The organism is Fundicoccus ignavus (assembly GCF_009659375.1).
Classification (GTDB): domain Bacteria; phylum Bacillota; class Bacilli; order Lactobacillales; family Aerococcaceae; genus Fundicoccus; species Fundicoccus ignavus.
Window position 1 is genome coordinate 1 of record NZ_WJQT01000019.1, and the last position, 24548, is coordinate 24548.

The following is a 24548-nucleotide window of genomic DNA, read 5'->3' on the forward strand; positions in this document are numbered from 1 at the left end:
TAAAACAATCAAGCGAAGTGGTTTTGGTTATCGAAACTTTGAACATTTACGTGCGCGTGTCTTTCTAAGTCAAAAGTTACTCGCTAGATCTAACAAACCGATTCGCCCCTTATACTTTTCAGATGAAGTAACCGCAGCTTAATATCTAATGATTATTCGACTATAAGACTCCATGAAAAAAAGCCAAAGTGATGACTCACTTTGACTTTTTAGGTCACCAACACTCAAAATTTTACAGCCATAATTTTAAACTCAAAAAACAGAGAAGCTACAGCTTAAAAGTTGTAGCTTCTCTGTTTTTTTCATAGTATAAGTTTTTAGTTGATTTACCGAGCTTTGAAAACAAGTCGCTGGGCTACGCTTAGTCTTTCAATAAAAGTAATTTGGTATTATCTAGTCAAAACTGCTAAATGGAACTTAATGGCTTCGGAAACGTCCAAGGTTTTATACTTCAATGAGATTATTAGCATGTCGCGATTTCGCTGCGCTAGGTGTTCTAATAGAATTGTCGAAGAATTTGGTCGAATTTTATTACATAGCTGGTAATTGCATGTCAACATTTAAATTCGCGAGTTGAATTTAAATTTTAAAAGTAAAAGCACCTGTAAGGGTGACACTCAAAATAAGAAATAATAAACTCAGATTTAGGCTGATGTGTGCTAGTTTATTTCATAATAATCGCAATAAAGTATGAGAAAATATTAACTAGTTGCAAGTAAATTTAATTTTAAGGTCGTATTCTTTGTATTTAAAATTCTCTAAAGAAATCTTTATGGTGAAAAATCACAAAGAATGTAGTGTGTTTTATATGATTAAAAGCTTACCATTATTAGCATTTAGTTCAAATTGTTAACAAATAACTTTGAAATATGATGGCATAAAATAAGAACATCACTCATTTAATTATCATAAAAATGATTTTTTTTTAATAAAACTCTTGATAAATTCTTTTGTAAACGTTATGATATATTTATGTAATGGCAAAAAAGCCAGAACGTCTAATTATTTTGGAGGGATTTTATGAAAAAAGCATTAAGAAAACATTTTTCACTAGCAGCAACAGCCTTTACTTTAGGTTCTGTATTAGTTGCACCAACTGCAACTTTAGTATCTGCACAAGAAGAGTCTGAAGATGGAGTTTTAAACTTTGAAACAGCTGTAACTCACGAAGGTGAAGCGATTGAAGGCGGAACATTACGTTACGCATTAGTTGGAGATCCATTTGCAGGCGTATTAAACAATATGCTTTATACAGGTAATCCAGATGCGAGCATCATCGGTTTCTTTAACGATGGTTTATACGGTTATGATTCAAGTTTTGCGATTGATAACTCTGGGTTTGCAGATGTCGAATTTGATGTGGATAACAAACAAGTAACAATCTCAATTCCAGAAGGTACTTCTTGGGATGATGGCGAGCCATTAACGATTGATGATGTAATTTTCCCTTACTATGTAATAGGTCACCCAGACTATACAGGTGTACGTTATGGAGAAGACTATCAAAACGTAGTTGGAATGAATGAATATCATGCAGGAGAAGCAGAAGAAATTTCTGGTTTAGAGCGTATTGATGACTATACATTGAGAGTAACTTATATTAACTTTAATAACTCTATGTTACAAGCTGGTGGTGGTGTGGGTAGCTATATTGAACCAGAACATATCTTAGGTGAAGTTCCAGTTGCTGAATTAGAAGACCACGAAGCAGTTCGTACAAATCCTGTTGGATTTGGACCATTCCGTGTAACATCAATTACACCGGGTGAAGCTGTAACTTATGAAGCGAATGAATATTACTACAAAGGTCAACCAAACATTGACAATTTAGTGCTTGAAGTAGTAAATGCAACTTCAATTGTTGCTGAATTAAAAGCGGGTAACTATGACTTAGCGTCATTACCTGCTGACCAATACGATACTTATAAAGATGCGACTAACTTCTCAGTAATTGGTCAAATCTCTAATGCTTATACATACATCGGATTCAAGCAAGGTTCATGGGATGCTGAAGCTGGAGAAGTTGTACCAGATGAGACTAAAGTAACGTCAAGCAAAGCATTACGTCAAGCAATGGCATATGCGATTGATAACGATGCAGTTGGTGCAGAATTCTATTCTGGTTTACGTCAAAACGCTAACTCATTAATTACACCTAACTTTGAAGCCTATCACAACTTCGATCAAGAAGCCTATACATATAACCCAGAGAAAGCTAAAGAAATTTTAGCTGAAGCTGGCTTCGTTGATAATGATGGCGACGGCTTTGTAGAAGACTTAAACGGTGAACCATTCACTTTAGGTTTCGCTTCTATGTCAGGTGGAGAAGTTGCTGAGCCATTAGCACAATACTACATCCAAATGTGGGGTGAAATTGGCGTCTCTGTAGAATTAGTTGATGGACAATTAATGGAATTTAACTCATTCTATGACCGTGTTGAAGCGGATGATCCTGCAATTGATATCTATCAAGGTGCATGGGGTACTGGTGGAGATCCAAACCCAACTAATTTATACAGCCGTACTTCAGCATTTAACTATCCTCGCTTTGCATCTGACGAGAACGATGCTTTATTAGAAGCCATTAACTCAGATGACTCATTCGAAGAAGAATTCCGTGTGAATGCATTTAATGAATGGCAAGCTTATGTACACGAAGAGTTACCTGTAGTTCCTACTTTATTCCGTTATGAATTAGTAGCTGTGAACAAACGTGTATCTCAATACGATTCTGAAATCGGTTCAGACTTAGACTGGACACAAATTTCATTAACTGCTGATTCACCAATCGCAGAATAATTCTATAATTTAACTTTAGTAGAGCCTCCTTGAGAGGCTCTTTTACTATCTGAAAGCTAATATTATTTTGAATAATTAAATAAATTATATTGAAAGTTGGTTAATGGTTTATTTTTAAGTCAATTTAATTGCAAAAAAGCTTCGAAGGGTATATTATAGTTATAAACATATAATCATCTATATTCTACTATTACTTTTGATTATTGTGTTTAATTAAAGGCTTAATGGAGGTAAAGATGATTTTAAATATTAACGTTTCTAAAGAAGTTCGTGAAAACCAACTTTTTGACTCAGCACTGATAAATATTATCGCACTGAAAAATGCTGTGATTACAGGGAGCCCAATTTTAATTACTCCGAATGAAGAGAGTTCTGAGGATGTGCATTCACTAAGAATCGACATAGAGAATGAAATTGATGAAGAGCAACTAAACATCCTAAAAGATGGGATTATCAATCAAGTGCGTGGATTCTTTATGATCGCAAATATCCCGTGTGAAATTACTTGGGAATAGGAATATAGTAAAAGTTATAATATGAATCGGGCTTTCTAGGTACTGACTAGAAAGTTATTCGGAATTTTCCTCTTCAACACAGTTAAGCTTGTGTTGAAGAGGCTTTTTATTTCGGTAATTGATTTAAATTGGCTTAAAAATGCTACTTAATGGCGCTTTTTTTGGTATACTAATAAGTGCTATATGCAAGTTAGCGGTTTATTTATTTGCATAAATAAACTATTCAAAAGTAAAGAGGGAAAGTATGAAAATACCATTAACTGAGGTAATTAAGAAGAGAACAGGAATTCAGTTTAAGAACGCTCGTTTGCTAGAGACGGCCTTTCAACATACGTCTTTTGTTAATGAAAGAGCAGCGAAAAAGTTAGAGCATAATGAACGACTTGAGTTTTTAGGTGATGCAGTGCTAGAAGTCATTGTCAGTGATTTTCTGTTTCATGAATATCCTGATAAACCCGAGGGGCAATTAACGCGAATGCGCGCACAATTAGTAAGAGAAGAAAGTTTAGCCTTCTTAGCTCGTAAGTATCAATTCAATCGTCAAATTCGTTTAGGAAAAGGTGAATTAGCGAGTGGTGGAAATGAACGTGATTCTATTCTTGCAGACTGTTTTGAAGCCTTCTTAGGAGCTGTTTATTTAGATCAAGGGATGGATGTTGCCAGAGCATGGTTGGATGAATCATTATTGAAACCACATCGTACTATTTTGACTAAAATTAATTTAGATTATAAAACACTCTTCCAAGAAAGAGCACAACAAAAAGGCGCGGTTCAAATTCGTTATGAATTAATTGAACAATCAGGGCCTGCTCATAATCAAGTGTTCACAATGGGCTTATATTTAAATGACCAATTGGTGTCAAAAGGTTCAGGTAAAAGTAAAAAACAAGCAGAGATGCAAGCGGCTGAACAAGCATATGCATTGGTCGATGAGAAAGGTAATATTAAATGCACTTAGAAAGAATTGAAATGACTGGTTTTAAATCCTTTGCGGACAAAACAGTTATCGAATTTGATAAAGGTTTAACGGCTGTTGTAGGCCCCAATGGTAGTGGAAAAAGTAATCTTTCGGAAGCGATTCGTTGGGTTTTAGGGGAGCAGTCTGCAAAAAGTTTGCGTGGAAGCCGTATGGAAGATGTAATTTTTAACGGAACACAAGAAAGAAAACCAGTTAACTTAGCTAAAGTAACATTGGTCTTGAATAATGAAGATCGATATTTGGATTATGATTTCAGCGAAATTAGCATTACGCGAAGTTATAATCGAAATGGTGATAGCCAATATTTTATCAATAAGGAAGCTGTTCGTTTAAAAGATATTGTAGATTTATTGTTAGACTCAGGTCTAGGAAAGAATAGCTTTTCAATTATATCGCAAGGTAAGGTTGAACAAATTTTCTTAAGCAAACCAGAAGAGCGTCGAACAATTTTTGAAGAAGCTGCCGGCGTACAGAAATACCAGTATCGAAAAGTGGAAGCTGAAAGAAAGCTGGTTCGCTCGACAGATCATTTGAGTCGTGTGAAGGATATCATTCATGAGTTGGATGGTCAATTGCAGCCACTGGCTAAACAAAGAGAAGCAGCTCTGATTTATCAGGAAAAGCATGCGCGCTTAAAACAGCTAGAAATTTCCTTATATAGCTATCAAATCGAACAATACCGCCAACAATGGCAACAAGCTGAAATCGACTTAAAAAACTTGAATCAAGAAATTCAAGTTTTAGATGCCGAACAGAAAACTTTAACTGCAGCCATTAAAAAAGAAACGATTGAATTGGATCAACTTAATCTTCAGATTGATGATAGATCGGAATTATTTCAAGAAAACAGTCAGCAATTGGAAAGATTAAAAGCAAAACAACAAGTAACTGAACAACAAATTCAGTACAATCAGTCCTCTCTAAACGATAAACATGAGGCTTTTGAGCAACAAGTGGCTCGTCAAACTCAACTGAAAGCTGAATTGACAGCGTCTGAAAGTGAACAAAGAGTTTTACTTGATAAATTAACTGAAATTAAACAAGTGATTAAACATTTGGAACAACAAAGAGCCATTTTGGTTGGGAATGATCAGCAACAAGTGGAGCAATTACGTGAGCAGTTAATTGATTTCTATCAGAAAGAAACAACTGCACGTAACCAAATTACGCAATATAGTAGCACGATTGAGCAACAAACCGAGAGAACTAAACATTGGGAACTTCAGGTTGCTGAATTGTCTCAGAATTTAAAAAAAGATGAGGCTGATTTTAAAACTCAACAGAAGGCCTTTTTAGAAAAGCAACATAATCAGCAAGACCTTCGTAAGCAATTTAATCAAATGTTAGAAGAAAATCAATTGCTTCAACAAGAACGTGAAAAGCTGAAACAAACTTTATTCCAACATGAACGTGATACTCAGAAAATTGATTCTAAAGTTGCGAACTTAAAGCATATGCAAGAAGATTATGCTGGGTATTTTGCCGGGGTTCGTACTGTCATGAAACAGGCACAACGGATTGGTGGAATCGAAGGGACGGTAGCGGATTTAATTGAAGTGCCAACTAATTTACAGTTAGCGATCGATACAGCTTTGGGTGGAAGTTTACAGCATATTGTTGTTACGAATGATCAAGCTGCCAAGGCAGCGATTCAGTTTTTGAAACAACAACATGCAGGGCGCGCAACATTCTTACCAAAAACGAACATTAAACCGCGTTATCTTAATTTCCAACATTTAAATCAAGCTGAGAATCATATTGGTTTTGTTGGTGTGGCAAATGAATTAATAAAGTACGCAGAAGAAAATTATGCAATACTTGCGAATTTGCTTGGAACGACCATCATTATGGATAGTATCTCAAATGCGCAACAGCTAGCACGAAAAGTGAATCACGCTGTGAAGATTGTCACGCTTGATGGCGATGTCTTGATGCCGGGTGGTTCTATCACAGGTGGACAAGCAAAGAAACAACAAAATTCTATGTTAGCTCGACAGAATGAATTAAAACAAGCTGAAAGCCAATTAGCTCAAGCTCGCGAAATTTTAGCTAATATTGAAGCTGCTTGGCAGCAAAATCAAAGTAAAGAGCAACAATTACATCAACAAATTGAACAACAACGCGAAATCTTGACTCAGTCTGATATGCAATTGCAGCAAGAACAAGCGCAGGTTCAACAATTAGCTCAAACAATTAAACAAGAAAAGAATCAACAAATTATCTTAAACGATGATTTACAACAAGCAGTTGTCTCACTAAAAGAAGCGGAAGAAAAACTTGCGACGGCTAGAGCCAATCTTATTACTGCCAGTCAAGCGATTGAGGATACGAATCAAGCGCTGGCCCAGTTAAGCTTAAGCCAAGAAGATCGTCAGAAACAACTTCAAGAATTAGATGAGCAATATAATGACTTAAAGACTGAACTAGCGGTTAAAGAAACGCAAGCTACACAAATTAATCAACAGGTTGTGAACACGAAGAAAACACTAAATGAAGTAACGTTGTTTATCGAAAGTTACGAAGCAAGTCACAATTTAGACGTTAATGATCTGGGTCAATTGACAGCGACTTTGGAACAAACAGTCTCTGATATTGAAACCTTAGCTAAACAATTAACAACCGAAAAAGAAACCTTGGCGCAAATGCGTGAGCGACGTCAAATCTTGATTGAAAGTTCGCGTGCAAACGAGCAGAAAGAAAGAGACATTATTCAAACAGCACAACAATCGTATCAACAACAGGCGAAATTTGAAGCACAAATTGAAAAATTCGAAGCATTCATTGATAATCAGTTAGAGTATTTAAGTGAAGAATACCAATTATCTTACGAAGCAGCGACCAAAATTGCCGAGCCAATTGATACTGCTACAAAAGTTAATCAAGAAGTTAAACAATTAAAACGTGAGATTGAGCGTTTGGGTCCAATAAACCTTGCAGCTATTGAAGGCTATGAGGTATTAAATGAACGTTATGAACATTTAATTGAACAACAAGATGATTTGTTGAAGGCAATGTCTCAACTTAAAGAAACAATGGATGAAATGGATAGTGAAGTGATTAAGCGATTTGGAGAAACTTTCAACGTGATTAATCAACAATTCCAGACGACTTTCCGAAAACTTTTTGCTGGTGGGCATGCTTCCTTGCAATTAACCGACCCAAATGATTTATTAATGACAGGTGTAGATATAATTGCTCAACCGCCAGGCAAGAAAAAACAAAACTTAGCCTTATTATCCGGTGGTGAAAGAGCATTAACAGCAATCGCTTTGTTATTTGCTATTCTGGAAGTTAAACCTGTTCCGTTCTGTATATTAGATGAGGTTGAAGCAGCACTGGATGATGCGAACGTTTATCGTTATGGTGAGTACCTACAAGACTTTACAGAAAATACACAGTTTATTGTGATTACTCACCGAAAAGGTACAATGGAACATGCAGATGTTCTGTATGGTGTAACGATGGAGCGATCAGGAATTTCTAAGTTAGCTTCAGTGAAATTGAGTGACTAGTATAAACGTTTTAAGGCTAGTCGGTCAGTAGCCAAAGAATTAGGATTCCATGTTATGATATAAAAGACATAAGCTGAAATTGAAGGGGATACTTTAATGATTAAATTAATTGCAATAGATTTAGATGATACATTACTAACCGACGATAAAATAATTACCGAAGAGAATAAAGCAGCTTTACATTATGCGCATAGTAAGGGTATAAAAGTTGTTTTATGTACGGGACGTCCATATTTAGCGATGAAAAATTTAGTTAAAGAGATTGGCTTGAATTCACCTGATGATTTTATCATTACGTTTAATGGGGCCCAAGTACGTCGTGCCGCAACAGGGGAAGTAGTCGTCGAAAATGTGCTATCAAAATCAGATGTGGTTGCTTGGTATGAAATGTTGTCAAGACTAGATTTACCTTTAGATGCGATTGATGCTCAATACATTCTGGAGCCTGAAGAATATCCAGAAGGATTTGCTTCATTTTATTCAGAACGAATCAGCAATTTAGAAGCGAAAAAAGTCAATTTTTATCATTTGCCTGAAGACCATGTCATTAATAAGATGGTAGTTTGTATCGAGGAAGAACATTTAGATCGTCAATTAGCTTTAATTGAGGATTCCTTTAAAGATAACTATTCAACTTTTAAGTCACGTAAATTTCTATATGAGATTGTGGCAAAAGGCGTTAACAAAGGGAACACATTAAGAAAATTGGGTGAAGCCATTAATATTCATCCTGAAGAAATGCTAACAATTGGTGATCAAGAAAACGACTTAACAATGATTCAATTAGCTGGAATAGGTGTTGCAATGGGCAATGCTGTGGATTCAGTTAAAGCAGCTGCTGACTATATTACGGAAGATAATAACTCGAGCGGTGTGGCGCAAGCTATTAGACATTACATCAAATAAGATAAACAAGGAGTGAATTAAATGGGATTATTTGATCGAATAAAACGTGCCTTTACCGGTGAAGATAAGGTCGTTAAAGAAGAAATCGAACAAGAAAGTTCTGCCGTCGTTTTTGATAGCTATGATAAAGGCTTAGAGAAAACACGAACAAATTTTACAGATTTATTAAGTAATTTATTTACAGGATTCAGAGAAGTTGATGAGGATTTCTATGAAGACCTTGAAGAAACATTAATTGGGGCAGATGTTGGTTTCAATATGACGCTCGCATTGACGGATGCAATTCGTGATGAAATCGAATCGCAAAACGTACACAAACCAGAAGACGTAAAACGTGTTATGCTAGAAAAAATGGTTCAATTGTATGAACGTGAGGGTGGCGATAATTTAGTTGCGCTAAAGGAAAATCCTGATGGACCAACCGTAATTTTGTTTGTAGGTGTGAACGGTGTTGGTAAAACAACTTCAGTTGGTAAAATTGGTTACCAATTAAAAGCTGCTGGTCATAAAGTATTAATGGCTGCGGCCGATACATTCCGAGCGGGAGCAGTCGAACAATTGAATGTTTGGGGTCAACGTTTAGATATTCCTGTGGTGACTGGCCAAGATCAAGGGGATCCTGCTTCGGTAGTATTTGATGCGGTGAAGCGTGCGAATGAGGAACAATTTGATTACTTATTAGTCGATACTGCAGGGCGTTTACAAACAAAAATTAATTTAATGGACGAATTGGCGAAAATTAAGCGAATTATTGAACGTGAGAACCCCAATGGTGTCCAAGAGGTCTTGCTCGTTTTAGACGCTACAACTGGACAAAATGCGCTAATACAAGCTAAACAATTCAATGAAGCAACCGATATTTCTGGTTTAGTCTTAACTAAGTTGGATGGAACTGCCAAAGGTGGCGTGGTTCTGTCAATCCGCTATGATTTGGATATTCCAGTTAAGTATATTGGTCTAGGGGAACAAGCTACTGATTTACAAGTATTTGACTCTGAACAATATATGTATAATTTAGTAAAAGGTGCTATTGAAAAAAATTAGTGAGTCTAAAGTAAGCCATTTGGTCAGAATGTCCTGATCAAATGGCTTATTTTATATAAATTCTACATGTCTTATTTCATCAAAGTGAACTTTTTCTTGATTGATATAGATACCTAAATTGTCCCAAGCATAAATGTAACCCATAATGTCTGGTTGGTAATATCCATCACGATCAACCGCTTCAAGTTGGATACTGATTTTCAAATTCTGACTAGTGGCTCGAAATAGCAACTCGCAAATGGTATCGTATGACATAGTAAATTTGGGCAGTATAGGGTATTGTTTTGAACGTATATATTGCATGATGGCGAATCCTCCAAAAGAATTATTTCTAAAATCATTATACGAACATATGTTCTTTTTGTAAAGGGGAAGTGCTTGTTTTATTGAGAAAAATTCGCTACAGTAATAAAGAATGGAGGCGGTATGAATGTCAGAATTTAAATTTGAAATCTTAGAACATCTCGCACAACTATCCACAAATGCTAAAGGGTGGTCGAAAGAATTGACGTCAGTAAGTTGGAATGAGCGTGAGCCGAAATATGATATACGTGATTGGAGTCCAGATTATTCTAAAATGGGTAAAGGGTTAACTTTTACTCAAGAAGAATTAAAAGGTTTACGTGATGCTTTGAATCGAATGGAGCTAGATTAAATGACAGAATTTTCATTAGCTCAATTTCAAAATTATTTAGCAGACAAATATCAAGACAGCGTGTCATCATCGGGTTTATTTATGAAACTAGTTGAAGAAATCGGTGAGGTGGCGGAAGCTTTGAATGAAATAGAAGGCCGTAAAGCAGTGTCATCTGAAACATCCTTAGCTTATGAATTAGCTGATGTGTTACATTATGCAGTTGCGATTGCAGCGGTAAATGATATTGACTTAACGCAGACAATTTTAGAAAAAGATCAAAAAGCTTCCGAAAAGTATCAACATCGTGTCAATTTAAGTCAATTTTTAGAAGAGTAAAAATAAAGAAAATCCCCAGGCAAATTCGCTTGGGGATTGTGTGTTTAGGCTACTTGTTTAGAGTCTTGTTTGGTATGTAAAGTGAACAGAACTTGACGGGCAATTGGTTGAGCGATTAAAGCTTCCACAGCAAAAGCAATCGCAAAGTTACGTGGCCATTTGTGGAAAAACTCATAAATAGGTGTCATACTGATTTGGCGTTGACCAAGCCAAGAGCCAATCACTGTCATGAAAATGGACATGAGTAAAACGTTACATAAGGTATTAACAATAATCTTAGCATTAAAGCTGTCTGCTTCATCGACAATTTTTGCTGATAGTTTATCTGCTGGACCGTGAACTAATAGGACTAGAATAACAACTGCAATCCAAATAAACGGCACTCCTTTTAAACTCATCAACCAATTGTTAACTGAAGAACCAATTTCAAACATTGTAATAAGTGGTGCAATGATTAATACAGATAGTACTGAAACAATGCCTAAGAATAAGAAAAATTCTTTCTTATTTCTAGGTAAACGCATGTAAAACTCCATTTTTTCCTCTATTTCGACAAAAAAAGCAAACCCCTTCAAAGTAAGTGGTTTGCTGATTAATTGTACGCAATATTTATTTGAAATCAAATTGTATCATATCAAAAAATAAATTTATAAAGATTTTTTTGTATTTTTTAATGATTACGATTTCATTTCATTAATCTAATTTGGTCTAATGTATTGTGCTATTTTGATTGGGAAATATCTAATATTTATAATTTATGAATTAATACAAGAAAAAAATTTTTTTAGCCTCGGATAATCTCGCGTCTTAATTTATGTGTTGAAGTTTTAAGGGGATATTTTGATAAAAAACTGAGCGAAGCATAAAACTTATGATTTCTTATACTGAAAAAAATCACTGACGACCTAGATCAAACTAGACTGTCAGTGATTGATAAGTATTTAATCGTTCAATTACGCATTAACTTGTTTGATTTTAAGTTTGCGGATTGTTGTAAATGTAAAGACTAGCATAAAGCTGATGAAAGAAATGACAGCGACCATCGACGAGATAGAGGTATCAAGATACAAACCAATATAGTAACCTAGCGTACTATTAAGCATCGCAACTAATACCGAAACGATGAGTAATTGCGGGAAGGTTCGTACGAGCAATCGAGCAGTCATAGCCGGTGCAGCCATTAAAGCGATGACTAAAATGGCACCAATACTTTCAAAAGAGGTAACCGCAGTTAAAGAAACGAGTGTCATTAGAATTAGATCGAGTATGTTAACGCGTATGCCGATGGTCTCTGCGAATATGCGGTCGAATAAAGTTATTTTAAGTGAACGATAGGTAATGAGAATAAAACCTAAGTTAAGCATCAATACAAGTGAACCTTGAATAAATGCTGTAGGTAAGGGAGTCCCCCATAATTCCGTACGTTTTAAAGGAGAGAGTTCAACTTGCCCCAATAACACCATGTCGATATCGAGGTGAACATTTGTATAATATTTCGAAATAATTAATACAGCAATCGCAAAGAAAAATGGAAAGACTAAGCCAATCGCTGCATCATTGGCAATACGACCTGTTTTGACAAGTACTTCGATTGAAACAACCGTGATCACACCAAATAAAGTAGCGCCGACAATTAACCATGGAGAAGATAAATCTCCGACAAAGTAGTAAGCAATGACAATTCCAAGTAAAATTGTATGCGAAATTGCGTCCGCAACCATTAAACTTTCTCGTTGAAGTAATAAACTTCCCATCAGACCACAGGAACTAGCAACGACTAAGAGAACCCAAAGTATTTGAATCATCTGCTTACCTCCTTGTGTGATGTATATAGTTTGTCAGCTAATATCCCTTTAGTTCCAAAGACCAAGGATAACAGGGCAATCGCTGTTAAAACGACGACGATCATAGGACCGGTTGCAATATTTGAAATAGCAGTACTTAATAGTGTTCCAATAAAGGCAGCAACCATCCCAAAAACTCCAGCTAAGCCAAGCATCTTACCATACGATTGTGTCCATTGTTGGGCAGCAATAGCAGGGGCAACAAGCATGCTACTAATTAATTTAGCGCCGACAGCTTGTAAACCAACGGCTATCACTAGTAAACACATTAATAATAATAAATGACTGATCCATTGGCTGTTAATTCCGATCGTTTGCGCAAAGATTGAATCAAATAAATACAATTTAATTTTCGGATATAACAACATAAAGACCGCTACGACGATAACTGAAACGATAATGATTAGACGGACATCTGACCACATTAGGAAAGCTGCTTGCCCCATAATGTAATTATTTAAGCCAGCGAAATTTACGGTTTGAAACTGTGGATTTCTTTGCACAACATTATAGAGTAATAAACCTAAACTAAAGAAGGCAGATAATACTAAGGCAAGGATGCTCTCATAAGGGAAATCAGTATAACGGCGAATCAATTGGATAATACTGAAGGCAATGAGTCCAAACACAACTGCTCCTACTAACAAAATAGCTGTATTGCGTGTTTGAAATAACATAAAAGTGATAATAACACCTGGATATACGGCATGGCCGATTGCGTCACCTAATTGGCTTTGTTTTTCTAAGACTAAACTTGTACCAATTAGTCCTGATGTGAAGCCGAGTACCATTGTACCTAGGGCCACAATCCAAAAGAAGTAATCAAAACTAAATTGACTAAGCAATTAAATCACTTCCTTACTATCCGAACTCGTGTGGGTTAGACTGGTGACACCATGATAGGTTGTTTCTATATTTTCTTTTGTAAAGACTTCATCTAAGGGACCAGCTGCAATTAACTGACGGTTTAAAAGGATAACCGAATCGAAATATTCGGGCACAGTATTTAAGTCGTGATGGACCGTCATACTTGTCTTACCTTGAGCTTGAAATTCAAGTAGTTGATCCATAATAAGTTGTTCACTTTTGATGTCAACACCAGCTAAAGGTTCATCGAGTAAATATAAATCAGCATTCTGGGCAATCGCTCGAGCAATAAAGACACGTTGCTTTTGGCCACCTGATAATTGATTAATCGGTCGCTCACGAAGTTCATTTAATTGCATTTTTTCTAGAGCAGCTTCTGCAAGCATTTTTTGTTCGGGTTTAATGGCTTGGAAACCCCATCTTTTAGCACTAATTCCCATTAAAACGACATCATATACAGTTGTTGGAAAGTTCCAATTAACTTCTGATGTTTGTGGAACGTAAGCGATTCGATGACGGACTTTATTTAACGGCTGTTCAAACAGTTGAATACTTTGTTTGCTTGAGTTGACTAAGTTTAAGGTTGCTTTAAGTAAAGTAGATTTACCCGCTCCGTTAGGGCCAACAATAGCAGCTCTAGCATTCGTAGGTAAATTGAACGAAATGTTTTCTAAAGCATTAGTTTGCTGATAGACTACATTCAATTCGTTAATTGAAATAACATTTTTCATTTAAAAACCTCCTGATTGACTTCATTAACGAACAAGGTGTTGAACAATTAATGAGATATTGTGTTTGTACATATCAATATAGTTATCATTTGCTTGTCCTTTTGATGCTAATGAATCTGAGAACAAAGCCATTCCCTCACCACCGACCACTTGAACTTCGGCATTCTTTTGTTGAACACCTTCCTGCAATTTTTCCATTGCTTGTGGATTAGACGTTGTATCCAAGAAAATAGCTGGTACTTGATGGTCAATGATATATTGAACTGTCTGAATAATTTGTTCATTGGATACCTCAGACTCAGTACTAATTCCTTGAGGAGCATAAACAATAAAATCATGAGCTCGGGCGAAATATTCAAAAGCGTCATGAGGCGTTACTAAAACTCTTTGTTCAATCGGTAAGACTGCCAATTGTTCTTCTATCCATTTAGCTAACTCATCAAGTTGTTTCAAATAATTATCCGCATTCGTGGTGTACAAATCTTTTTGAGTGGGAAACGTTTCAATTAGTATGTCTCTTGCTTCCTCAACCGATTGCTTGTATAACTCAATATTAAACCAATAATGAGGATCAACATCTTGTGAATCTGCAGCTACTAAAATTAAATCATCTTTTGAAAAATTTCGGGTAACAGCAAAGCCATAGTCAACAAGGATAGCAGCCATTTGTGCTTCGAAATGTAAGCCATGGTATAAAACCACATCTGCTTCAAGAATATTCTGTAAATCACGAGCCGATGCATTATAAATATGTGGGTCACCACCAGCAGGTACGATTAGCGCAATTTCAACGGTATCCTCCGCAATTTGTGTGACGATATCTTCTAGAAAACTGGTTGTAACCGTCACTAAGGGTTGCTCAGCAGCCTCGATGTGTTTTATATTGAAAATTGCTGTGAAAAGCAAAAGTGTCGTAAGGAAGTATTGTGTAATATGTTTCATGTGTGTTCTCCTTTTTTAGATATTTTTTAGGTTTGCCTAAAACTCGTTGAAATCATTATAACCTGTCCCAAAATACAAATCAATAGGCGCGCCTAAAAAAATAAGGATGATTTGTTTCAATAAACAAAACATGGTAGAATATAGGGTGCATTGAATGAGCGATAAAGGGGTGATGAGATGTCACAAAGCCGTGAGGATTATGTAAAGTTTATTTATGAACACGGAGAAGGACTTGCAGTCTCGAATAAAACAATTGCCCAAGGGCTCAATGTTGCGCCACCTTCTGTCAGTGAGATGATTCATAAACTAGCGAAAGAGGGCTTAGTTGATTACCGTCCTTATCATGGCGGTAGTTTGACTCCTAGTGGGGTTCAAATGGCTGAGGATTTAATTCGGAAACATGAAATCTGGGAGTATTTCTTAGAACATAAATTGAATTATACAAAAGATGAAGTGCATGAATTAGCAGAAATCTTGGAACATTCAACACCACTCGATTTAGCAGACCGTTTGGCTACGTTTATTGAGTATCCGGATTAGTTAATTGCATGCTGAAAGGAAGTTCGTTATGGCTATCCATAAAACGCTACGCATGAATCAATTGTTTGATTGCTATCAAGCATTATTAACAGAGAAGCAACAACAAATGTTAGAATTATATTATGAAGAAGACTTGTCTCTAGCTGAAATTGCAGAACATTATGACATTAGTCGTCAAGCAGTCCATGATAATATTAGACGTGGCGAGAACGCATTAGAGGATTATGAGGCTAAGCTTTCGATTCACAGTAAACGAATGCAGCGTATCGATTTATTGAATCAACTAGCTGCTGTTGAAGCGTTATCAGCTGAAACACTAGAACTTATCCAACAATTAAAAGAGATTGAACTAACATAAGTTAGATTTAAAAGATTAATATAAATTAAAGGGGAAATAAAATGGCATTTGAAGGATTATCCGAAAGACTTCAGTCAGCGATTAGCCAAGTCGGAACTGGCGGAACGATTACTGAAGCTGATTTAAAACAAATGATGCGTGAAATTCGTTTAGCTTTATTAGAAGCAGACGTCAATTTCCAAGTCGTTAAAACTTTTGTAAAGAGCGTTAATGAGCGTGCATTAGGTTCAGATGTACTAACATCTTTATCGCCAGCTCAACAAGTATTGAAAATTGTTGATGAAGAATTAACAGCTTTAATGGGTGGAGAAAGAGAGCCTTTAAACTTCTCATCAAAACCACCAACCGTCATCATGATGGCAGGTTTACAAGGTGCTGGTAAAACAACAACTGTTGGTAAATTAGCAAAATATATTAACGAAAATGGTAAGAAAAAACCTTTACTTGTTGCTGCTGACGTTTATCGTCCAGCTGCGATTGACCAATTGGAGACAATTGGCCGCCAATTAGGGTTTGAAGTCTATAGCCGTGGAACTGAAGTAAATCCAGTCGATATTGCCTATGATGCTTTAACTCAAGCACGTATGCAAGGGAATGAAGTTGTCATTATTGATACGGCTGGTCGTTTGCATATTAACGAAGAGTTAATGAATGAATTACGTGAAATTAAGTTAGCGGTTGATCCTGATGAAATCTTACTAACAGTTGATGCCATGACTGGTCAAGATGCTGTCAACGTGGCACAATCATTTAATGAAGCATTGGATATTACCGGGGTAGTCATCACTAAATTAGATGGTGATACACGTGGTGGTGCTGCATTATCTATTCGTTCAATCACGAATAAACCGATTAAATTTACGGGTCAAGGTGAACAATTAGATGCTTTAGAACCATTTTACCCAGAACGTATGTCTAGCCGTATCTTAGGTATGGGTGACATGATGACGCTGATTGAAAAAGCTCAAAAAGACTTTGACGAAGCACGCGCGGCTGAAATGGCTGATAAAATTAAAGATGCGACGTTTGATTTCAATGACTTTATTGAACAGATGGAACAAGTTACAAAAATGGGCTCAATTAAAGACATTCTAAAAATGATTCCAGGTATGAGTAAAATACCGGGCTTGGATGAGTTGAATGTTGATGATAAAGATATCGGTCGTGTTAAAGCGATTGTAATGTCAATGACACCACAAGAACGTGAAAATCCAGATATTATTTCTCAAAGTCGTCGTCGTCGTATTGCAAAAGGTTGTGGTCAAACGGTAGCGGAAGTAAACCAAATGATCAAACAATTCAACCAATCACGTGATATGATGAGCCAAATGTCGAATGGAAAAACTGGTGGTATGAAGAAAATGATGCGCCAAATGCAACAAGCAGCTGGTGGCGGTAAGATGCCTGGTATGCCAGGGATGCCTGCAATGGATGACCGCGATTTTATGACACCAGAACAAATCAAAGCTGAAAACGAACAGAAGAAATTACAACGTATGTTGAAAAAGAAAAAGAAAAAACGCTAAATTTAACAGCCACCTGCTTGTTTTGAAAATGACGAGCAGGTGGCTGATTTTTGTAATATAAGGGCTTATAAGTTTTATGTTGATTTACTAAGCTGTGTACTTCACTCAACTTATTGTTTTCAAAGGCAGAGGTCGCTTTCAAAGCCTCACTAATGTTCGTGCTTTTCCGATTGAATCGAAAAAGCTTTCGAAAACAAGTTGCTGAGCTAGGTTGAGTATTCCAACAAAAGTGACGCTGTATTATCTAGTCAAGAATGCTGAAGTTCTTGGAATTATCCGAGGTTTTCTGACGTTCCGTTAGGCATCCAGTGGTGAGTTTAATAATATTTTAGCTAATTCCATCCGAACGGTGACGTTTGGATTAACGATTTGTGAAGTATGCAAATCACCGGCTAAGGATAGTAACATACCTGCTTGATTTAGTGTCAAATGGGTAATTTGAGTGATCAAGTCTGTCATATGGTCAATCGCCAATTGGCTTGCGGCTTCCAATGTTTCGCGCGATCCAAGTGTAATCCATAAATCATCAGTTTCTATTAAAGGTAAAGGTAGTGTGAAATCTTTAAGTACTTCGACTTTAACTGTGACTTCGCCGGCAATTTCTAAACCAGCTCCCATTATCTCGCCGTCTCCCATCGTGGCATGTAGATCACCCAAGGCTAAAAGTGCCCCTTCAACATTAACAGGTAAGTAGAGTATACTGCCTTCTGTCATTCGTGTCGTATCAAGATTTCCACCGTGATCATGAGGCGTTCCTGTATTAATTCCTTCACCAGCTGGAGCAGTGCCGATGACTCCAATCATTTTACGCAAAGGTATTTGAATACCTTTGTAGTCAACGTGTGTGTCTGAGACTGGACAAATAATGGTTTCTTCAGCTTCTATGCGATGTGCTAAACGACCAAGGCCAGGGGCGGTGACAATCGCTCCTTTATCGGCAAGGCTAATTTTTTCAATCGTTACTTTTAAAACATCACCAACTTCTGCACCTTGAATAAACAAGGGTCCGGTAGCTGGATTTACCTGACTAAAATCAATCGAACTCACTAAATCATCTTCAGTTAACACAGTATTCGAAAAACAATCTAAGGTTTCAAAAATTACGGTTTCACCATTATCAGTGGTTAAAGCGGGGGCATTATGACGATCCATTGTAAAAATTACATGTTCACTCGAAATTTTCATTAAGTTTCCTCCTTGATTTGACTATACTATTAGTATGGTTAGCTGTTAGGCAAAAGTCAAAGTTAATGGTCACAGAAATGGTAAACTAAACTTAAAGAAAAAATGCTAATTAAGGCTTGACCTTAACGTAACGTGAAGGTTTATGCTATAGAAGAGAGGTGAGGTAATGGAATATTCAATTAGTCAGTTAGCAAGAATTTCAGGAGTGAGTGCACGCACTCTGAGGTATTATGATGAAATAGCGTTGTTGAGGCCCAAACGAATTAACTCAAGTGGTTACCGAATTTATGGAGCGAAGGAAGTCAATTTGTTGCAACAAATACTATTCTATCGTGAAATTGGAATTAATCTAGAAGAAATTAAGGCGATAATTTATGCAGAGGATTTCAATCTTCAGGAGGCTTTAGAAAATCATTTACTTCAACTATCTCAAGAAAAGAAGCGGATTGAACGTTTAATGAGTACTGTGAATGACTCAATTCAAGCGCTAAAAGGAGAGAGAACAATGACAGATAATGAAAAATTTGCGGCTTTTAAACAAGAACTTATTGACGATAATGAACAGAACTATGGTCAAGAAATTAGAGCAAAATATGGAGAAAAAACAGTTAATGCTTCAAATGCTAAAATGGCGAACATGACCGAAGAGCAATGGTTGGAGTTTCAACATTTAGGTGAATCAATCAATCAGAAGTTGGCGATTGCGATATCGGGTGGTAATCCAGCTAGTGAATTAGCTCAAGAAGTCTGTGAACTACATCGACAATGGTTACTATTTTCGTGGCCGGAAGGGCATTATAGTCCTGAAAAACATTATAATTTAAGTTTGATGTATGTGCATGATGAAAGGTTTAAGGCTTATTATGATGGGATAACACCAGGTGCAGCTGAATTTTTACATAAAGCGATTGGTATTTATACTGCTATGGAAAATTAGGTGGCTGTTTGGTCAAGAAGACAGGAATGTCATTCGATGATGATCTATAAACGAAAAGAACCGTAAACAATCCTAATACCTTCGTGTTTAAAATAGGACACTTCTTTACTTAAAAAATTCCGAGTTGACAATAATATTTGCTGCTGTATACTGTTGAGTTGTAAAGTAATGACATAAAATTTTAAATGATTTGTTAGGCGAGGCTCCGCTACAAACACAGGCTACTGCCCAAAAACGTCGAGAGACACCAATGGGTATAACAGGAATTGTCGATATAAGGCTCTTCTTAACGTAGCTAAAAATAAACAACTGTTTATTTTTTACGTTGTAACGTGCTAAAGCTCCACGAAGAAATCACAGAAGCTTTTTTTGTGCACTTTTGAGCCCTCACTAACGATTAGTGGGGGATTTTTTGTTTTTATTTTATAGTTTATGAATGTTTGATGGGAGGGAACAATATGGTAAAAAGTTGGATCTAATAAACAATCTATTAAGTTGTCGTTTAGGTTACTTACGAGCAGTCGCTCAAGCATTAAAAGGAGGTTGAAAACAAATGGATGATAATAGTCGAAAGAATCACAGCTTTAGGCGGAAAATGAATCAAAAGAATATAAACAAGTTATTATCTATTTGTTTATAACCACCTGAAAATTAACTGCCTGAAGCCCAAACATAGAAGGAGGCAAACACATGTTATTACTAATAATTGAGTTGGTTGTTTTTATTGGTATTGCACTGTTGTTACTAAATCACTTCTGGGGAAAGAAGGCAAAATAATATGACAAAAATGAATAATAACCGTAAAGTGGACTACAACCGCTTTGCAGAAATGAACATAGCTGAAATTATGCAAGAATTTAAAACAACGATGCAAGGTTTCAGCGAAGAAACGGCAGCAGAAATTAGAAAAGAATTTGGTAATAATGAAATTGAGTATGGTGAGAAAACACCATTGTGGTTAACAGTACTCAAAGCCTATTTCACACCATTTACCTTAATTTTATTAGCATTAGCTGCAATCTCATTTGTGACTGAGTTTATCTTAGCAGATGCAGGTGATAAAAGTTTGGTAACTGTATTGTTAATTGTAGTGTTAGTTGTGATTAGCGGTACGATGAGCTTAATCCAATCGGTTAAGGCAAATGATGCAGCGGAAGAATTACAACAAATGGTAAAAGTTACCACGGCAGTAAAGCGTGATGGTCAGTACCAAGAAATTCCATTACAAGATATTGTCATGGGTGACTTAATCAAGTTATCCGCGGGAGACATGATTCCAGCTGATTTACGAATTATTCAATCTAAGGACTTATTCGTTTCACAAGCTTCTCTAACAGGGGAGAGTTATCCTGTTGAAAAGAAAGCAGAATTAGGCACAGAAGCTTCCGATAGCCCAACAAACTTAGAAACTTTAGCGTTTATGGGCAGTAACGTCATCAGTGGTAGCGCTGAAGGAATGGTCATTGCTACAGGAAACAGTACAATGTTTGGTCAAGTTGCTAAAGAAGTTACGGCAGACGCACCTAAGACAAGTTTTGAAATTGGCATCGAAAAAACATCGCATTTATTAATTCGTTTCATGTTGATTATGGCACCCTTAGTTGTGTTAATTAATGGTGTAACGAAAGGTGACTGGTTACAAGCGTTACTATTCGGTTTATCTGTAGCCGTTGGTCTAACACCGGAAATGCTACCAATGATTGTAACAACGAACCTAATTAAAGGTTCTAATGCAATGGCTAAGGAAGGTACTATCATTAAGAATATCAATTCAATCCAAAACTTTGGTGCGATTGATGTGCTATGTACAGATAAAACAGGAACCCTCACACAGGACAAAATAGTACTTGAATACCACTTGAACTTAGAAGGGCAAGAAGATGAAAGAGTACTGCGTCATGCTTACTTAAACAGCTACTATCAAACTGGTTTAAAAAACTTGATGGATGTTGCAATTATTGAGGCAGCCAATGAAGAACTGAACACTAATGCAATCATTTACGAAAAAGTTGATGAAATTCCATTTGATTTTGCACGTCGTCGTATGAGTGTCGTCGTTGAAGATACGAATGGTAAAACTCAAATGATTACCAAAGGTGCGATTGAAGAAATGCTCGCAATCTCTGACTACGTGGATTACGCAGGTCAAGTATCGCCTTTAACCCAAGAAGCTAAAGAGATGGTGTTAGAAAATGTGCGTCGTTTAAATAATGATGGTTTCCGTGTAGTAGGGGTCGCTCAGAAGACAAACCCAAGTGTTGTTGATGAGTTCTCAATTAAAGATGAAGTCAATATGGTGTTAATTGGGTATCTAGCTTTCTTAGATCCACCGAAAGAAACAACGAAAGCAGCGCTTGAAGCTTTAAAAGCCCATCAAGTCGAAGTGAAAGTGTTAACCGGAGATAATGCACTCGTAACTCAAGCAGTTTGTAAACAAGTAGGAATTGATGCGTCTAAATACATTACTGGTGAAGAAGTAGCTCTTTTAAGTGAAGAAGAATTATCAGTTGTGATAGAAGAGCATTCAATTTTTGTCAAACTAAATCCAAGTCAAAAAGCGACGATTACGCGTTTATTAAGAGAAAATGGTCATGTCGTGGGTTTCCTTGGTGATGGAATTAATGATGCACCCGCAATGCGTGCAGCGGATGTTGGAATTTCCGTCGATACAGCAGTTGATATCGCTAAAGAGTCCGCAGATGTGATTTTATTGGAAAAAGACTTAATGGTTTTAGAAAGAGGTATAGTATCAGGGCGTAAGATTTTTGGGAATATCATGAAGTATATTAAAGCGACGACAAGCTCAAACTTTGGGAACATGTTCTCTGTGTTGATTGCAAGTATTTTCTTACCGTTCTTACCAATGATGCCGATTCACTTATTATTCTTAGGCTTAATTTATGATGTATCATGTATCGCAATTCCTTGGGACAAAATGGACGCAGAATACTTAGAAGAGCCTAAGAAATGGGATTCAAATAGTATAGGCAAATTTATGTTCTGGTTTGGTCCAACAAGTTCAATCTTTGATATTACAACTTTCGCCTTATTATTCTTTGTAATGGCGCCTCAAGTATTAGGTGGAAATTACGGAAGTTTAAATGAAGATGGCCAAGAGTTATTTATGGCTTTGTTCCATGCAGGTTGGTTTGTGATGTCATTATGGTCTCAAACAATGGTATTATATGCGTTAAGAACGGAAAAGTTACCATTTATTCAAAGTAACCCATCCTTACCATTTTTCTTAGTAACAATGTTAGGAATCGTAGTAGGGACTATTGTACCGTTTACTGAGCTTGGTACTTCGATTGGTTTAGCAAGTTTGCCAGGCAACTATTGGATTGGATTAGCCATTACGTTAGTGGCATACATCTCACTCGTAACGGTTGTAAAAAACTGGTATGTAAAATCGCATGGTAATCTATTATAAGCATTAAGACAAGAAACAGTGGTCATAAAAAGCAGCTGTTTTCATTATTTTGACTTGCGTCGTACGTATAAAACTGTATAATAATTAAGGCATTGCACATATTTTAAAAAATATTTCAATCTGTAAAGGAAAAAAGCTTTACAGCTTAAAAATAATCTGCTAGAATATGTAATTGTGATTGATATTAACCGGAGGTGAAATTAAAAATGGCAGTTAAAATTCGTTTAAAACGTATGGGTGCTAAGAGAACTCCTTTCTACAGAATCGTAGTTGCTGATGCGCGTGCTCCACGTGATGGCCGTATCATCGAAAAAATTGGAACTTACAACCCATTAACAGACCCTGTAACTTTAGAATTAGAAGAAGAATTAGCGTTAAAATGGTTATCAAACGGTGCACAACCAACTGATACAGTTCGTGACTTATTATCTTCTAAAGGTATCATGAAAAAATTCCATGAATCTAAACAAGCTAAATAATAAGGCCTAAAGCAAATGTTATCTTAGTCAAAAAACAAAGGATGATATTATAATGCCAAATATAGAAGCTTTAATTAAGTCGATTGTAGAACCTTTGGTGGAATACCCTGAGGAATTCGCAGTTGAGATCGTTGATACTGATGACTTTACTGAATATCACTTACAATTACATCCTGAAGATATCGGGCGTGTAATTGGAAAAAAAGGTCGCGTTGTTCGTGCAATTCGTACGATTGTTTACAGCGTTCGTGTTCGTAATCAAAAGCGTGCCCGCATTGTGATTGCTGATGAAGTCGAAGAAATCGATGATTCAGAAGATGAATAGATATTTTTCCAACCTGCCCATGTGGTAGGTTTTTTTATAATATAAGGTTTTATAAGTTTTATGTTGATTTATCAAGCTTTATACTACGTTCAGCTAATTGTTTTCCAATGCGGAGGTCGCTTTCAAAGCCTCACTGACGTTCGTGCTTTTCCAGCTCAATCGGCTAGGCTGTGTCTAATTCGCTGCGCTCAAATTCACACCAAGCTACGCCGATTGCCCTTTGTACCGCTATGGAAAACAATTAGCTGATCTACGTTAAATATTCCAACAAAAGTAAAACGATATAATCAAATTATGCTGCTAAACAGAATTTAAAATCCTTGGACTTGTCCGAGTTTTTTTGATATAAGCATTTATAAGTTTTATGTTGATTTACCAAGTTTTGTGCTTCGCTTAGCTGATTGTTTTCCAAGGCGGTGATCATTTTAAATCTACGCTGGCGCTCGCACTTTTTAAAGTAATTGGCTAGGTTTTTAATGAAGAATTTGCTATGACTCAAAGTCAGAGCAAGTTACGCCGATTGCCCTTTATACCTCTTTAATAAACAAGACGCTGAGCTGCTCACAGCATTCCAATGCAGGAAGTTAGGAGATTCTTTTCTAGCATCTAAATTAGTATAAGAAATGTTGCGCTAGAATTTTTTATCCTCATAATGT

At 36.5% G+C, this 24548-nt stretch carries 22 protein-coding genes and 1 riboswitch; of the genes, 15 read left to right on the forward strand and 7 right to left on the reverse strand.

The genetic code is table 11. The annotated features are described in order from the left end of the window. Nucleotides 1–1020 precede the first annotated feature (1020 nt). The 6 genes from GF867_RS10750 (at nt 1021) to ftsY (ending at nt 9755) form a co-directional block, all read left to right on the forward strand. Nucleotides 1021–2799: an oligopeptide ABC transporter substrate-binding protein gene (locus GF867_RS10750; RefSeq protein WP_153833112.1), complete on the forward strand. Its 1779-nt coding sequence runs from the start codon at nt 1021–1023 to the stop codon at nt 2797–2799. Nucleotides 2800–3035: 236 nt separating this feature from the next. Further along, nucleotides 3036–3314 (forward strand): hypothetical protein, encoded by a 279-nt coding sequence (locus tag GF867_RS10755; protein ID WP_153833113.1) that lies wholly within the window; start codon nt 3036–3038, stop codon nt 3312–3314. Between the two features lie 244 nt (nt 3315–3558). Next, complete coding sequence (rnc, locus tag GF867_RS10760) at nt 3559–4272, forward strand: ribonuclease III (RefSeq protein ID WP_153833114.1); 714 nt, start codon at nt 3559–3561, stop codon at nt 4270–4272. After that, nucleotides 4263–7805 (forward strand): chromosome segregation protein SMC, encoded by a 3543-nt coding sequence (gene smc / locus GF867_RS10765; protein WP_153833115.1) that lies wholly within the window; start codon nt 4263–4265, stop codon nt 7803–7805. Before rnc ends, smc begins: the two co-directional genes overlap by 10 nt. A gap of 96 nt (nt 7806–7901) precedes the next feature. Beyond that, nucleotides 7902–8711, forward strand: coding sequence for a Cof-type HAD-IIB family hydrolase (locus GF867_RS10770; protein WP_153833116.1), 810 nt, complete (start codon nt 7902–7904; stop codon nt 8709–8711). 21 nt (nt 8712–8732) lie between these two features. Beyond that, complete coding sequence (gene ftsY, locus GF867_RS10775; RefSeq protein WP_153833117.1) at nt 8733–9755, forward strand: signal recognition particle-docking protein FtsY; 1023 nt, start codon at nt 8733–8735, stop codon at nt 9753–9755. A gap of 51 nt (nt 9756–9806) precedes the next feature. On the opposite strand, the gene GF867_RS10780 is transcribed toward ftsY, so the two are convergent. After that, nucleotides 9807–9959, reverse strand: coding sequence for a hypothetical protein (locus tag GF867_RS10780; protein WP_153833118.1), 153 nt, complete (start codon nt 9957–9959; stop codon nt 9807–9809). Between the two features lie 226 nt (nt 9960–10185). Here GF867_RS10780 and GF867_RS10785 point away from each other — a divergent pair, with 226 nt between their 5' ends. Further along, the gene (locus GF867_RS10785) at nt 10186–10410 is read left to right on the forward strand and encodes a YdbC family protein (RefSeq protein WP_153833119.1); all 225 of its coding nucleotides are present in this window, start codon (nt 10186–10188) and stop codon (nt 10408–10410) included. Continuing rightward, nucleotides 10411–10728 carry a MazG nucleotide pyrophosphohydrolase domain-containing protein gene (locus tag GF867_RS10790; RefSeq protein WP_153833120.1) on the forward strand — a complete coding sequence of 106 codons (318 nt, stop codon included), beginning with the start codon at nt 10411–10413 and terminating at the stop codon, nt 10726–10728. It begins immediately after the preceding gene. 44 nt (nt 10729–10772) lie between these two features. Here the strand turns inward: GF867_RS10790 and GF867_RS10795 are convergent, their stop codons facing one another. The 5 genes from GF867_RS10795 to GF867_RS10815 form a co-directional block, all read right to left on the reverse strand. After that, nucleotides 10773–11252, reverse strand: a complete 480-nt coding sequence (locus tag GF867_RS10795) for a DUF2798 domain-containing protein (protein ID WP_253940808.1) — start codon at nt 11250–11252, stop codon at nt 10773–10775. Nucleotides 11253–11681: 429 nt separating this feature from the next. After that, the gene (locus GF867_RS10800; RefSeq protein ID WP_153833122.1) at nt 11682–12533 is read right to left on the reverse strand and encodes a metal ABC transporter permease; all 852 of its coding nucleotides are present in this window, start codon (nt 12531–12533) and stop codon (nt 11682–11684) included. Then, a complete protein-coding gene (locus GF867_RS10805; RefSeq protein ID WP_153833123.1) occupies nt 12530–13417 on the reverse strand; it encodes a metal ABC transporter permease in 888 nt (295 codons plus the stop codon). Before GF867_RS10805 ends, GF867_RS10800 begins: the two co-directional genes overlap by 4 nt. Then, nucleotides 13418–14170, reverse strand: a complete 753-nt coding sequence (locus tag GF867_RS10810; protein ID WP_153833124.1) for a metal ABC transporter ATP-binding protein — start codon at nt 14168–14170, stop codon at nt 13418–13420. Nucleotides 14171–14194: 24 nt separating this feature from the next. Further along, nucleotides 14195–15112: a metal ABC transporter solute-binding protein, Zn/Mn family gene (locus tag GF867_RS10815; RefSeq protein WP_153833125.1), complete on the reverse strand. Its 918-nt coding sequence runs from the start codon at nt 15110–15112 to the stop codon at nt 14195–14197. 177 nt (nt 15113–15289) lie between these two features. Here GF867_RS10815 and GF867_RS10820 point away from each other — a divergent pair, with 177 nt between their 5' ends. Genes GF867_RS10820 through ffh form a run of 3 tightly spaced genes read left to right on the forward strand, consistent with a single transcriptional unit; the run spans nt 15290 to nt 17536 of the window. Then, nucleotides 15290–15652: a metal-dependent transcriptional regulator gene (locus GF867_RS10820; protein WP_153833126.1), complete on the forward strand. Its 363-nt coding sequence runs from the start codon at nt 15290–15292 to the stop codon at nt 15650–15652. A gap of 28 nt (nt 15653–15680) precedes the next feature. Next, nucleotides 15681–16010: a YlxM family DNA-binding protein gene (gene ylxM / locus GF867_RS10825; RefSeq protein WP_153833127.1), complete on the forward strand. Its 330-nt coding sequence runs from the start codon at nt 15681–15683 to the stop codon at nt 16008–16010. Between the two features lie 41 nt (nt 16011–16051). Further along, entirely contained in the window at nt 16052–17536 is a 1485-nt protein-coding gene (gene ffh / locus GF867_RS10830; RefSeq protein WP_153833128.1) for a signal recognition particle protein, read from the forward strand. Between the two features lie 297 nt (nt 17537–17833). On the opposite strand, the gene GF867_RS10835 is transcribed toward ffh, so the two are convergent. Beyond that, nucleotides 17834–18721 carry an acetamidase/formamidase family protein gene (locus tag GF867_RS10835; RefSeq protein ID WP_153833129.1) on the reverse strand — a complete coding sequence of 296 codons (888 nt, stop codon included), beginning with the start codon at nt 18719–18721 and terminating at the stop codon, nt 17834–17836. Between the two features lie 166 nt (nt 18722–18887). Between GF867_RS10835 and GF867_RS10840 the strand changes: the two genes are divergently transcribed. The 4 genes from GF867_RS10840 (at nt 18888) to GF867_RS10855 (ending at nt 23892) form a co-directional block, all read left to right on the forward strand. Beyond that, nucleotides 18888–19658: a MerR family transcriptional regulator gene (locus tag GF867_RS10840; protein WP_153833130.1), complete on the forward strand. Its 771-nt coding sequence runs from the start codon at nt 18888–18890 to the stop codon at nt 19656–19658. A gap of 182 nt (nt 19659–19840) precedes the next feature. Then, nucleotides 19841–20019, forward strand: a riboswitch (M-box (ykoK) riboswitch). Nucleotides 20020–20436: 417 nt separating this feature from the next. Continuing rightward, on the forward strand, nt 20437–23088 hold the full coding sequence (mgtA, locus tag GF867_RS10845) for a magnesium-translocating P-type ATPase (protein ID WP_153833131.1): 2652 nt from the start codon (nt 20437–20439) through the stop codon (nt 23086–23088). 206 nt (nt 23089–23294) lie between these two features. Next, nucleotides 23295–23567 carry a 30S ribosomal protein S16 gene (gene rpsP / locus GF867_RS10850; protein WP_153833132.1) on the forward strand — a complete coding sequence of 91 codons (273 nt, stop codon included), beginning with the start codon at nt 23295–23297 and terminating at the stop codon, nt 23565–23567. Nucleotides 23568–23619: 52 nt separating this feature from the next. Then, nucleotides 23620–23892 (forward strand): KH domain-containing protein, encoded by a 273-nt coding sequence (locus GF867_RS10855; protein ID WP_153833133.1) that lies wholly within the window; start codon nt 23620–23622, stop codon nt 23890–23892. Nucleotides 23893–24548 lie beyond the last annotated feature (656 nt).